Raw genomic sequence first — 12,076 nt, 5'->3', positions numbered from 1 at the left:
GCTTGCACGCCGGGGTGACCGGCACAGGCCGGACCCCCGTCAGCTTCAGCTGCCGGATGCGCCAGCATACCGCCGAATGCCGGATGCCCATGGACTCGGCAATCAGACGGTTGTTCAGCCCGGCAGTGAGCACCAGGGAGCGCAGGCGTGCGTCCTCGGCCTCAGTCCAGGTCTTGCGCTCAATGACCTTGGACCCGAGCTTGATTGCGCGCGCGTAGACGGCGGGGACAGGCCGCTTGAGGAGCGCGGCAATCACACTGACCGGGTCGCCGCTCTTGCGACGCTCCAGCAGCTGAGCATCCTCGCCCGGAGTCCAGGCGGCGTTGCGGCGTTCGGCAATGATGGCGGGTTCTGACATGGTCCCCTCGAGGTGTTGGGAGACCGGAAGCCTTGGTGATATCGAGGCTCGAGCCGGTCACAGGACCGGCTCGAGATACCTCAAGCCGGTTAACAGGTTGATCTGGGAAGCCCGCACAGCAAGCCGGTCGCCCGGGCTGTGCCTGGCTCTCTGGTCGCGTCGGGCATGAATTTCTGTCGCATGGCTCGTCTTTCCGGACTTCCTGGCAATCATGACCGATTGAGCGGATTTTCGCAACAGTAAATCGCGCCGGTCATGGCGAGGGGGAGGGGTCGCTCCGGCACGCGTGCGCGTATCGCATCAGTCCGGAGAACTCCCGCGTCATCGGTTCGCTGAAAATGGCGATATCTTTGCCATCATGACGCTGCGCCGGAATGGCGATCCAGTCCGCGCGCTCCAGGGCCGGCGCAAGCAGCCCCACGGCGCGGTGGCCGACATTGCCAAGATGATCCGACTGCAGCCGATCCTGCATGCTGAAAGCCTCAAGACCTTCCCGGGCGAAGCGCGCGAAATCGGCGAGACGGTTGTGAGGCTTGTAGAGGGTCAGGTCGGGCGACCAGGTAGCGGGCTCTGCCTTCAGATCCGGGACATGCAGCACGAGGAGCGTCCCCGACAGGTACCAGTCTGCAGGACGGAAAATCTCCCGACCCACCTCATCGCGATCGCACAGGATGGACCAGGTGCCGATGGAGGGCCGGCCATAGCCCAGCTCATCGGCGATCCAGGTCCCAAGGTCCCGCTTGACCGGCCATCCCGGAAGGTTTCGCCACGCAAGGATGGTTCGCGCTCTCTGCGGGTCGTGCTCCACCTCGAGGTCCGCCCAGGTGGCGCCAGCGCGTCCGAGCGCCCAGATCATGACCGGATCATCCGGATCCGTGGGGCGGACCAGCTCGTCACCGTGATGCGCGCCTGGCATCGACAGGTAGCGCGTCATCCCGGCCCGCGGAATATAGGCCTGGGCGACGGAAGGGGTTTCGGCACACCACAACACCCCGTCATGTGCGCCGCCGTGCAGCGGGCCTGTGATGGTCTCGCAGGTGCCATGGAACAGCAGGCCCGCACGCCTGACCTCGGTGAAATCAGGACAGGCCGCCAGGATGTCCAGGATCCTGCCTATGGCTTGCGGGGTCGATGCCGTGACCGGGAAAGGACGCATGCCTGTTCCCCTTACTCGCCGAGATGCGAGATCTCATGAAACCGCTCGTCCGGAATTTTCTTCGGGTACCGGGCAAAGAGTTCCGCGACCGTGGCATTGATGGCCTCATTGGTATGCGGCTCCGCAAGCAGCTCCCTGTGGGCGCGCACCAGAGCCTGTCCCATCTGCGGGGCGACGCTGGACGACCGGATGGCACGGATGACGCATGTCTCGTCCACCAGAATGAAGGTGAAGAGCATGTGTTCGCCCGGATCGGGCTTCGCCAGACGCGGCTCGCCAGTCCGGCGGGCAGTATGGGGTGACCAGACCATGTCATAGCTCAACCCGCTGAACAGAAGGCTCAGCACCATGCAGTTCGTCTCGCGCGCCATGCGCATGACGGCCGGACCGAGGAAGGCTGAAATATCCCGCGGGGTAATGTCGGACAGCAGGAGGATGAACATCCTGGCGGGCAGCAGCAATGCCCCGCCGGTCTCATTCCCTCCGGCCGAGAGGAATGTCGCGCGGATATCGTCGGGAAGCGGGGCGCCGATCTGATAGATGACCATATCGTCGAGGGGATTACCATTTGCGTGCTCAGCACTGGACATTACGCTCACCTTTTCTGCTACCCGATGGAGATGCGTACACGCTCAGGACCTGTCCGTCTACGCCGTGCTTTGAGAGAATCCGGCCATCAGACCCCGTGAAGTTTGATATTCTCCTGTAGAGAAAGGTGTTTTACCGTATTTTGCGTATTGATTTGTTCTGATCATTGACCGACAATAGGTTTTGCGAAAAACAACCAATCAAGGACGACCTGATGGAAAAGTCGATGAACAAGACCGCGCTGATTGCCGCCATGGCTGAGGGCATGGGCACCACGCACAAGGTGGCACGGGCTGCGCTCGATACGCTGGCTGAGATCATCACCAGCGAAGTGCGCACTGGCGGCACGATCCTGCTGCCCGGGGTCGTCAAGATCTCGGTCCGCTCGCGTGCAGAGCGCAATGTGCGCAACCCGGCGACCGGCGAAGTCATGGTCAAGCCCGCAGACAAGGCCGTCAAGGCAACCGTCGTGAAGGCACTGAAGGACGTGGCGCAGGGCTGACGCGCGTTGCGAAAAATCACTGACGGGCTTTGCGGTAGTACGCGACCCGTCAGTTTTCCGGCCCCAGCTGCCCACGCCGCAGCTGAGGCCGTATCAGGCTTGCCAATTTGTTGATCTGCCGCGAGGATAGCGCCATCTGCAACATGAGCTTGGCAATGCTGAAAAACTCACATTCAAAGCGTCATCGACCGACAATCTGGGCAATCATCGCCGCAGTTTCGTCCTTTTCATCATCGGCTGAGCCTGCATACGCGGATGCCACGTATCTTATCCCGCCAGAATACTGCGGTGTTGTTGTGGCCTCTGAAACATCCTTGCCGTTGCTGATGGCAAGCCCGAACCTCTCAGTCTACGCCAACCATGATTTTTGGGTATTCGGCACCAATAGGGGTGCCTTTGCTGCAATAATTGGCATCACCAGCACGGAGGGAAGGGAAGAAGTTCTCGTAGAGCTACTGGAGAACGGGGTGATCATGGGTGATGCTTTTTGTTCCGGCGGAGATAGGTTCTGGGGCCTGGCTCTCGAACCGCCTGAAGGGCCGATCCCGATTTTCGGAGAGGTGCTCCACCCTCAGCCAAGCTCTGCCGGGGTCGATCTTGTCATCCCACCCATACGTGCCGTATCTCCGAAAGAAATACTCGGCGTACAACCGATCCGCGAAGGGCTGCTGGAGGAGATGATCCCGCAGGTCGAGAGGATGCGCAGAATTTTTTACGACCACGCAATAAGCATGGGCACAGGGTCTCCTGGTAATACGGTAGGCCTTGATATGTGGTCACCTTATCAGTGTGCCAACCTCGGCCGCGCCCTTGGCATGACAGGATCGCTTGGCGAAGGTAGCAGCTTTCAGTATCTAAGCCCGGGTGACGATCCACATGCGTTCCTGCAGATCAGTGTCGAGCTTGGAGTCTGGATGGGAACGGCAGAGAGTGTCGTGATGATGAGTCAGGCCCAGAGGATTTCTACTTGGAATCTCGAGTGCGTTGGGAGCTTCGGTATTCCTTTCAGTTCTTACCGCGAGGACGATCCAGGCCAGGCCGACATGGTCGCCCATGGAGAATTCCTGAATGTTCTCGGTGAAATCGACGTCGGTTTTTACGATCGCTTCAGGGAGACTCTCGACCAGCATCCGGAAGTGAGAATTGTGTCGCTGGGCAGCGGAGGCGGCAGCGTTATCGATGCATTGCAATCTGGCGTATTGATCCGTGAGCGTGGTCTCAGCACCCAGCTTTACGGGAAATGCTACTCCGCCTGTCCGATGGTGTTCGTCGGCGGCGTGGACAGGGATATCTATTGGCCAAGCGATTCATCCCTCGGGTTCCATCAGATATATTCCAGTGATGGCCCAGAACCCATGACGTCAGCAATATACTACATACTAAGGTTTTTCCTTGAGGAAATGGGTGTCGATGCCGACACCTTCATCGGGTGGATGGCACTGGCAGGGCCGGATGACATGCATGAGCCGGACGTGGGTGATCTTTGCAGTCCTCGTATCGCAACCTGGGTTCAGCGCCTCTGTCACGCCGAAAACCCATGAGCTGTCCACTATCGCATCAATCACCGATAACTCATAACAGGAGCTCCCTGAATTCGATCCAATACTGCCCACCACGCAAGGTCTTTGAATAACTGACCCGGCTATTATGTCCCGTGCTCCATGTGGCTCTTCCAATACATGAAACTGCACTTGGTGACTGAGATGACGTCGAAATGTTAACTAAATCCCGGATGGCGATACCATTATTTTGTGCAGCACCGCTGACAGAAAGAGATATCACATCCCGATGGATGCTTTCGCAGTCCAAGTTTCCGACAGGAACACCAGCCTGGCGTAGGAGGTCAGTCACCATGTGGATGGGATGTGGCGGCTCTCCTTGTGCGAGCCAGTTCAAGCCATAAGTGAGAAGGTATGAGCCAACGGCAACACTTAATATCATCTTGAAAATGCCGGAAAAGAACCCTGACCCGTCATTTTCCGAAGCGGTATCGAAATAGACTGCGCCACAGTTTGGGCAGGACGGCGCTTTATCAGAGATCTCTTTATCGCATTCGGAACAATAAAAAAGAGCCATACGCTGCATCCAATATCTTGACTCCTCCACTTTGCCGATGACATTGGCGTTTTCAAGTCAACAAGCGTTAGAGTCATCAAGATCTTATGGTTCTTGAGTGTCCCGGCCAGCGGGGCTCGGACACGAAACCAGTCAAATATTGAAATGAAGTAACCCGCCTGGGTGCGCAGTGCGAAGCCGAGGCTTCGCCCGAGGCGTGGCGGGTCTTGTTGCCTGATCATAGGCAGGAAGTGCCCGGCAAAGCAAGATCGTTTTGCGAAATGTGCCCATTCCCCGAGGCTGGGCGCATTTTTTCGCGCGCACAGACTATCATCGGAAAAAGCATGGAGAACAACATGAGCTGGATCAGCCTGAGTGATGTAAATCCGAAGCACGGCGCCTTACTGATGCGCGAGGGCAGTGCCGAAATATCCTCCGGTGGTGACTACACCGCCGAGATCGTCGAAGTGAACCCGGAAACCGATGCCGGTGGACGCGACAGGGTGTTCAGGTTGCGGCAGGGATCGGTATTCGTGTCTGCAGCAAACCTGCCCGCCGCGCTCGAGACCATTGGTGCTCGTCTGCAGGATGGCAAGTTCATTACTCAGGATTCCGACGGTCAGGACATGTGTCTCGATCCCGGTACGCCTGCGGCGGACCGGCTGATGCTAATGGCGGCGCATGCCAGTCATGGGATGGACGACGAGGAAATGACCGTCCTGGTCTCGATCGGACTGCCCGGGCATATGGATGCCGGTCCCGTGTTCGGCTCGCCGGATATCTACTATCCCGAACGCACAAGCCTGTGGGCGATCATGCGCGGGAATTTCCGGGGATTTGATCATGCGCCGGAAAAGGAGCCCGCCGTCGCCGTGCCCTTCGATTTCCATGGCATCCCCGATGAGATCCGGACGCGCGCCGACCTGATGGCGATGGAAGACTTCTATGGACTGGAGGTCGACACGTCGGGGAATCCCTGCGTCTGGAAGAACCACTATGTCCATGAGGAATGCACCGCTATTGATGTCGCAGCTGGCGAGGCGCCTCCGTCATGGACCGACACCTGGTCGTGTCAGTGCGACGATGAATGTCCGGAATGCGGTCAGTCCGTTTCGCCGCATGAGAGCCTCTGGTTAGGGCCGCAGGATCCGCATCTCAGGGAGCTCTGGGAGGGACTGCCGGAGAAGGAGATGCCCGAGGTAATCGCAAGCCCGGAACCCTTCTGAGAACCCCGGTCAAGTCCGGATCAAATATCGCCTTTCACCGCATCCGCCTGGCCGGCGGATGCCTGCACCGGCGCGTGCCAGCGCGCCTTGTACCCTTCGATGAAAGCCGCCGGAAATTCGGTGCGCTCGCGCGTGATAAGACAGGCGAACTGCTCTCCATCCCATTTCATGCGGTTGAACCCGGAGCAGCACATGCAATAGGGCGCATAGAACGGGCGCTTCATGAGGTTGTTGCGCACGATACTGCCGTAGTCGGTCGGGTCGACAAGGTCACCGTCAGCCATTTTTTCTCTCCCGGATCATCTGGACCTGGCCACTTCAGCCAGAACCTTGCCATTCAGAGAGAGCCTGGTCATGGGGTAGTGGAAGCTCTGGGTGGCGTCGGTCCCGGCGCGGCGGAAATTCACAATCCGGTCGGTCACGAGGTCATCCACGATGACGTGGTGCTGGCCATCGGCATAGAGATGCGAGCACAAGCCTGCATCCGTGATCTCACCGGTGGTTTCATTGACCGTGAGGCGGATAAGGTCCTGGCCGCGGTCTTCGAGGTCGATCTGATAGGGCACTGGCTTTCCTCTATGGGCTCAGGGATCCGGGGCAGGGTGATCCTTTGTACTTGACACTATGTTATCAGGATAAGATAGTGACGACAAGCTGAACCAGGACGCGAAGATGATCGCCATGACCAGAAATTTGCGATAATATGGCGGGAGCGCGCCTGCCGGCAGATCTGCACGTCGAGCCGATCGAGGCTGTCGAAGTGGCCGCACTTCTGTGCCGGTGCGGCATGTGCGGTCACGGCATCCTTATCGAATACGAGGCGCTCGATCAGGACAACGGCGGCGTCGATCCGGCGCATGATTACGGTGAGTGCCCGGAATGCGGCACGTTATTTGATGCACAGGCGGCGCGATTCAGCGCGCAGCTCAGATCCGGACTGGAGTAAGTCATGAGTGAATATCTGAAATGCGACGTGGAGGGCTGCGGCCACATCGAGCACCTCGACGCGATCACCGAGGCGCATGTGGGATCGAAATGCCCTTCCTGCGGTGCCAACCTCCTTACCCATGAGGACTGGGTGGCATGGCGCCCGATCCAGGCCATCATGAAGGCCGCTTCGGCGCTCTCCGCAAAGATGCCAGATGAAGAGGGTGATGTGCAGTTCAACGTGAGTGTCCATGGCTCCAGGACCACGATCGAGATCGATCGTGGCCATTCAGGCGAGGGGATGACGGGTTGCGTTCAGGACCGGGGTGGACGGCGTTCATGATCGCCACCCGGGCGCGATCGTGATCCACAGTCCTGCCGTCTTGGAGGGGATGCGGATTGACCGTCCTGACAGCAGGGAAGACCCCGACCCCTGAGGACATGTCCGAGGCAGGGCTGGGTCGTAGAGCACTCAGGGGCCCGGCCACTCGGGCCGGGGATCGCCGATCTCCCCCTCCAGGGCCGCCTCGATCTCCTCAATGGACATATCCATCGAGACCTGACCACTGCCAGGCCGAAAGCCGTGGATCTCCTTGTAGTGATCCGAGAAGCTCTGCAGCATCAGGTATTTCTCGAGATCTTCAGGGGTATCCACCCCGGAGGCATTCCACGCGTCAATGTCTTCGTGCAGCGCGCCGATCCATGCGTCCTTGATCGGGTTTTCCTCATGCCACCGCGCCAGCATGTTGGTGACGCGAAGATGCTCTTCCAGCGTTTCGCTCAGCCGCCAGTCGGCGGAAATCGAGGCGCTCATGATCGATCCGGATTCCTGGATCGCTGCCGCTGCGAGTGACAGCATTTCCGCAGGATCATCCGTCTCGACGGTGCGGGTGGGGCGCAGCAGGCCATCCTCATCGAAGCCTTTATCCGCATCGTAGAAATGAACCTTGTGGGCCATGATGGTCTCCTTTTCCTCATCATCCGCGCGCAGGGCGAAAAGTCAAAGGCGGGACAGATCCCGGCATCCAGCCCTGCTCACGGAAAACCGCCATCATCCACAGGTTTCCTCCGCTGCCCCGTGGAGTTTTTCGCATACTCCTGTCATCATGGCTTCACCGGGACGACTTGCGAAAGGTCTTCTGCAGCCAGTTGTACACTGGCGCGCGGGGCATTCGGACCGTGTTGTACATGTTTGCTTTTACGAGTTCCGCACATAGAATAATCGCAAGCCCTGCTGGAGGACCTGATGCGTCAATTTACCTCGACCGCGATGACCACGAGGCCCGGCGAACTGCTTTGCAGTGCAGATGAGGGTGGTGCGATCATCACCCGATACGGGCGCGAAGAATACGTGGTCATTCCGATGACCCAGTACCGGATGATCATGCGGGCCGTGAAACGGCTGGAGGAAGCCACGGTGCCGGGCGAAATCTCATGCGCGGTGGCCTGACCCGGGTCCGCCAACTACTCCGCCACACGCGGGGATCTGTGGAGCGGAACAATCTGCCCCAGTCCCTGAAGGAATGGCGCGCACGCCAGACAACCTCGATTGCACTCTGTCAGAATGCAATTGCTCATCCGACACACGACAGGAAATCAGATGCCCAACCCTGAAAAAGAACCGGTTTTCACCAGCACCCGCACCGGGTCCGCGGCAGACCACGCAAGCCGCCCAGAGGCCGGCACGCTCCCCGATGGGCGTCTCGATCTTGCCGCGGCCGAGCTGGCGGCCCGTGCCGCCGATGATGCGAAAAATCCCGCTGAGTACGATGTTTGCGCGCTCCCGGAGCCGTCGCCCTACTGATCAGGGCGGCCTGGTTCGCTCAGGGTGACCCGAGAGCATCCAGGCCGGCACGGGCCGCCGCCACCACGTCCATGCCCGGGTAGAAGCCGGAGGTCGACCAGGCGTTGAGCTCGACGAGCGACACCCGGCCCGTGGTCTCGACCGCGAAATCGGCAACCAGCGCATCATCGACCGATGCCAGCATTGGTGCGCGCTCAAAGAGCGTCGCCGCCATCTCCATCACGACAGCCGGACAGGCCGGGGCAGGGTGGTCGCCTGACACACCAGACGCGCCAAAGGTATAGGCAGCCTGCGTGACAACAGCGCCCTGCGAGAGCCAGAACCGGTGCTCGTGACGGTTGATCAGGCGGCTGCGATCGACAACGACCAGCTCCTCATCCTGCACGGCGTGCAGCTGGCGCAGCATCGAGACGGTCCTGTCCAGATCCCTGACATCGACGGTCTGCCCGGGGAAGACCTTCAGGGCGCTGTCCGGCCGCAGAAAGACGCGCGCACCGAACAGCACGCCGATCTCGCGGGCACGCCCTGCCAGATGGCCGAACGGCATCATCACATAGCGGCGGTTGAGCTGCAGGGGCTCGGGGACCAGCGATGACCAGATATGATGGCGCAGCCGTTCCGGCCGGAAGATGAGACCGCGCGCCAGCGTTGCGCACCGGCGCCGGATATGTCCGGCGGCATCGAGCGACACGAAGGCAAGGAGGGGCTGACCCTGCAGTTCCCGGTCGAGACATCCGAGCGCCTCGCGCCATCCGGTGTCGCGCGCGGTGAAATCATGAACCGTGAAGCCGGCTGCGCGCAGGTCAGGCCCCGGTGCGGTGGCGCCGGTGATTTCTGCCTGCAGGAGGATATGCCCGCTCACGGCCTCATACCCGGCTCAGGATCCGGGGCGCCGACGGTGAAGACCCGCAGCGGATCAAACGCGGTTTCGCTGCCCGGATAGCCACGTTGATTGCACGCGAAATACCGTGGACCCGAGCCGATATCGAGGGTGACCTCGGTGGCGCTGTGCGAATGTCCCGAGAGCCAGATGTCGAAATCCATGTCCTGGAGATCGGCCCGCAGATCTGAGGCATAGGCCGCGGTAATCAGATCGCGGCGATCCCGGTAACGGGCTTCGAGAAGCTCCGGCACAGGAAGGTGATGGGTCATGACCACCGTGGGGCCGTCATGGGGCTGAGCAAGCGTCTCGAGGATGAATTGCCGCTCCCGGCGGTGCATGGTGGCCGTATCGCCCGGGATCATCCGGCGATAGATGCCCCGTTTCTCATCGTGCCATTGCACCTTGCGATAGTCGTTCATGGTGTCCTGCGCGGTCATTCTGGCCTGCAGTTCCTGACCCTGCCAGAGGGCAAAGTCTGTCCAGAGGGTTGCCCCGATGATGCGCGCGTCTCCGATCCGGGTGACATCGCCATGCAGCGGTCGCAGGTCCGCGCCGAGCATCCGCACTTCCTCGACCCGCTCTGCCTCCTGCCTGAACAGCTTCTGAAACCGTGAGCCATAGGATTCATGGTTTCCCCAGACCCAGAGCACCGGGCAGCGCCACAGATCCCAGGCCATAAGGGCGACAGCGAGATGCTGGCCCTTGGTATGGGTGTCCCCGCCCAGCAGGATGGCGTCGATGTCGCGACGCGCGGGGGCGCCTGGCGTGGCGCCCGGCTGGCAGGCCGGGACCGGGATCTCGAATGGCGCGACCTCGCAATGCAGGTCCGACCAGAAGAGGAACTTCATGGCCGCGCATCTCCGTCGATCAGGGCCGCGACCGCATCGGCATCGGCCGGCGCGGGGATGATCCGGCCCGCATGGATCAGCGCCATCTGGTCGACGACACCGTAGCGTTCTGCCAGAGCACGGTTTGCCGCGAGGAGGGCATCGACTTCGGGTGAGGTCATCGCCAGGCGCAGCTCGTCGGGCTCCATGTCCTCCGCTGCCGCGAAGGCATCGAAGGTGCGCTCGGCCATATGGCCGCCGGCCGAGAAAAGGAAACCATGGGCGTGCATCCATGCGCCGATACCACGCAGGCTGAGGGCCGCAAGGGAGATGCGCGCTGCCTGCTCACTCTCGGGGCCGATGAACGGGTATTCGACGATGACGACCCGGATGTCGTTGCGGTCCGTCATGGCCGCGCCCAATGCGTCGCTGGCCGTCTGGCAGCCGGCGCAGAGGAAATCGCTGAACATGACGAAGACATGGGCGGCGTCAGCGGGGCCATAGCCGGGGAGACCGACGCTCCAGTCAGGAGCGCCACCGGCCTGAATGTCGCCATTCTCAGGCACGGCCAGCACGACAGGCCCGGCGGGCGGCTCTTCGGCCGGCCCGGCTTCAACGGTGACAGAGGGTTCCGCCGGAAGCTCCAGGGCGGCTGCCGGTGTCGGCGGTGTCGGAATATCCTGGATGACAACCGGCGAGGTCAGATCCGAATTCAGAGGCGCCGCGATCCGGGGTTCCATGATCCGGGGTTCTGCAGGTCCGGGTGCCGGTGTCTGCGCCATGCGATAAGCCACCGGCCCGAAGCCGATGAGGATACAGGCGGCATAGACCCCCCATTTGAACTTGTTTGACTGATAGAACATGGTGACTCCGGCGATTTTCGCGAATGTAGCACGATCATCCCAGCGCAAAAAGCTGTTTCGCGAATATACTCTGGTCTGACAGTCATTTTCCAGAATGGAACCCCGGATGCCGACCACGATTTTCAACATTCCGGTGTGGCTCATCCTTCTGGCCCTGGTCCCTGTCCTCCTGATCAGCGTCACTGGTCTGCGCAGGTCCGGAAGCCCGGTTCCGTTCCTCTCGCGGAAGCGTCGGCCGACCGCGCTCTATATCTTTCGCGGGAGTCGCGACAATACGCTTGTGAAGGTCGGCTATACCTCTCGCAGGATCTCTGCTTCCAGCGTCTTGCGGCCGAGCTGGCGTTCAAGCTCGCGGATGCGGTCCTCCATTTGTCGGACGGCGCGATTGCTGGTCACATCGTCATCCTCGGACACGGCTACGGCTCCTCCATCAAGCATCAGGCGGCGCCAACGATACAGAAGGTTTGGCGCCACGCCATTGCGGCGCGCAACCACCGAGATGCTGGCTCGGTCGTCCAGCGTCTCTTCCACGATCCGCAGCTTCTCGGCGGCAGTCCAGCGGCGGCGACGGCCGCCATCGGTGATGATCTCTATCTCAGACATAAGCACGCGCTCAGGCATATGCCCAAGCCTCCATGGTTATGCCCGAGTGTCCGGTCGAAACGGGGGCCAGTTCAAGCATTTCTTCCGGATGCGGGAAACCGCCTCAAAGGATCGCGAGCTTCTCACATGGCAGCCACAGCCCGGATTGTTGCGTGAGACCCTCGAGGTCCGGGAGGGGTCTGATGCCGGACGGTGCAGGATCCTACGATTAGGCTGGATCACAGCACAGCAGGCCGATCCCTTTGTGAAGTTTTCTTTGAGAAATGGGTTATGATACTGAATCT

The 12,076-nt window shown here is 60.6% G+C and carries 17 protein-coding genes and 1 pseudogene; 7 read left to right on the top strand and 11 right to left on the bottom strand.

Features of this window, described 5'->3' with window-relative positions:
- The 3 genes from V7Q53_RS04740 to V7Q53_RS04730 all read right to left on the bottom strand — a co-directional run.
- The coding region (locus tag V7Q53_RS04740) for a hypothetical protein (protein ID WP_333827270.1) at positions 1–358 on the bottom strand (358 nt) is incomplete at its 3' end.
- A 253-nt stretch (positions 359–611) separates the two neighbouring features.
- Entirely contained in the window at positions 612–1,514 is a 903-nt protein-coding gene (locus tag V7Q53_RS04735; RefSeq protein WP_333827269.1) for a hypothetical protein, read from the bottom strand.
- An 11-nt stretch (positions 1,515–1,525) separates the two neighbouring features.
- Positions 1,526–2,104, bottom strand: a complete 579-nt coding sequence (locus V7Q53_RS04730; protein WP_333827268.1) for a hypothetical protein — start codon at positions 2,102–2,104, stop codon at positions 1,526–1,528.
- A 212-nt stretch (positions 2,105–2,316) separates the two neighbouring features.
- On the opposite strand from V7Q53_RS04730, the gene V7Q53_RS04725 reads away from it, so the two are divergent.
- A complete protein-coding gene (locus V7Q53_RS04725; RefSeq protein ID WP_333827267.1) occupies positions 2,317–2,604 on the top strand; it encodes an HU family DNA-binding protein in 288 nt (95 codons plus the stop codon).
- Positions 2,605–2,747: 143 nt separating this feature from the next.
- Positions 2,748–4,145 (top strand): hypothetical protein, encoded by a 1,398-nt coding sequence (locus V7Q53_RS04720; protein WP_333827266.1) that lies wholly within the window; start codon positions 2,748–2,750, stop codon positions 4,143–4,145.
- A gap of 31 nt (positions 4,146–4,176) precedes the next feature.
- Here V7Q53_RS04720 and V7Q53_RS04715 read toward each other — a convergent pair whose 3' ends face one another.
- Positions 4,177–4,689 (bottom strand): zinc ribbon domain-containing protein, encoded by a 513-nt coding sequence (locus tag V7Q53_RS04715; RefSeq protein ID WP_333827265.1) that lies wholly within the window; start codon positions 4,687–4,689, stop codon positions 4,177–4,179.
- A 326-nt stretch (positions 4,690–5,015) separates the two neighbouring features.
- Between V7Q53_RS04715 and V7Q53_RS04710 the strand changes: the two genes are divergently transcribed.
- Positions 5,016–5,885, top strand: a complete 870-nt coding sequence (locus V7Q53_RS04710; RefSeq protein ID WP_333827264.1) for a hypothetical protein — start codon at positions 5,016–5,018, stop codon at positions 5,883–5,885.
- Between the two features lie 20 nt (positions 5,886–5,905).
- Here the strand turns inward: V7Q53_RS04710 and V7Q53_RS04705 are convergent, their stop codons facing one another.
- On the bottom strand, positions 5,906–6,169 hold the full coding sequence (locus V7Q53_RS04705) for a hypothetical protein (RefSeq protein ID WP_333827263.1): 264 nt from the start codon (positions 6,167–6,169) through the stop codon (positions 5,906–5,908).
- 15 nt (positions 6,170–6,184) lie between these two features.
- Positions 6,185–6,451: a hypothetical protein gene (locus tag V7Q53_RS04700; RefSeq protein WP_333827262.1), complete on the bottom strand. Its 267-nt coding sequence runs from the start codon at positions 6,449–6,451 to the stop codon at positions 6,185–6,187.
- A 137-nt stretch (positions 6,452–6,588) separates the two neighbouring features.
- On the opposite strand from V7Q53_RS04700, the gene V7Q53_RS04695 reads away from it, so the two are divergent.
- Entirely contained in the window at positions 6,589–6,831 is a 243-nt protein-coding gene (locus tag V7Q53_RS04695; protein WP_333827261.1) for a hypothetical protein, read from the top strand.
- A gap of 3 nt (positions 6,832–6,834) precedes the next feature.
- Entirely contained in the window at positions 6,835–7,155 is a 321-nt protein-coding gene (locus V7Q53_RS04690) for a hypothetical protein (RefSeq protein WP_333827260.1), read from the top strand.
- A gap of 129 nt (positions 7,156–7,284) precedes the next feature.
- Here V7Q53_RS04690 and V7Q53_RS04685 read toward each other — a convergent pair whose 3' ends face one another.
- Positions 7,285–7,770: a hypothetical protein gene (locus tag V7Q53_RS04685; RefSeq protein WP_333827259.1), complete on the bottom strand. Its 486-nt coding sequence runs from the start codon at positions 7,768–7,770 to the stop codon at positions 7,285–7,287.
- Positions 7,771–8,058: 288 nt separating this feature from the next.
- Between V7Q53_RS04685 and V7Q53_RS04680 the strand changes: the two genes are divergently transcribed.
- Together V7Q53_RS04680 and V7Q53_RS04675 are read left to right on the top strand one after the other, a co-directional pair.
- Positions 8,059–8,262 (top strand): hypothetical protein, encoded by a 204-nt coding sequence (locus V7Q53_RS04680; protein ID WP_333827258.1) that lies wholly within the window; start codon positions 8,059–8,061, stop codon positions 8,260–8,262.
- A gap of 150 nt (positions 8,263–8,412) precedes the next feature.
- A complete protein-coding gene (locus V7Q53_RS04675; RefSeq protein WP_333827257.1) occupies positions 8,413–8,616 on the top strand; it encodes a hypothetical protein in 204 nt (67 codons plus the stop codon).
- Between the two features lie 19 nt (positions 8,617–8,635).
- Here V7Q53_RS04675 and V7Q53_RS04670 read toward each other — a convergent pair whose 3' ends face one another.
- The 4 genes and pseudogenes from V7Q53_RS04670 to V7Q53_RS04655 all read right to left on the bottom strand — a co-directional run.
- The gene (locus tag V7Q53_RS04670) at positions 8,636–9,478 is read right to left on the bottom strand and encodes an ATP-grasp domain-containing protein (RefSeq protein ID WP_333827256.1); all 843 of its coding nucleotides are present in this window, start codon (positions 9,476–9,478) and stop codon (positions 8,636–8,638) included.
- Positions 9,475–10,347 (bottom strand): metallophosphoesterase, encoded by an 873-nt coding sequence (locus V7Q53_RS04665; RefSeq protein WP_333827255.1) that lies wholly within the window; start codon positions 10,345–10,347, stop codon positions 9,475–9,477. The genes V7Q53_RS04670 and V7Q53_RS04665 overlap by 4 nt, the downstream gene beginning before the upstream one ends.
- Positions 10,344–11,372, bottom strand: a complete 1,029-nt coding sequence (locus V7Q53_RS04660; RefSeq protein WP_333827254.1) for a DsbA family protein — start codon at positions 11,370–11,372, stop codon at positions 10,344–10,346. The genes V7Q53_RS04665 and V7Q53_RS04660 overlap by 4 nt, the downstream gene beginning before the upstream one ends.
- A gap of 114 nt (positions 11,373–11,486) precedes the next feature.
- A pseudogene (locus V7Q53_RS04655) lies at positions 11,487–11,810 on the bottom strand (transposase); the annotation flags it as partial.
- Positions 11,811–12,076 lie beyond the last annotated feature (266 nt).

Source organism: Pararhodobacter sp., from assembly GCF_036802785.1.
Classification (GTDB): Bacteria; Pseudomonadota; Alphaproteobacteria; order Rhodobacterales; family Rhodobacteraceae; genus Pararhodobacter.
Note: the sequence above shows the minus strand (reverse complement) of the source record. Positions and strands in the feature narration are given on the sequence as shown.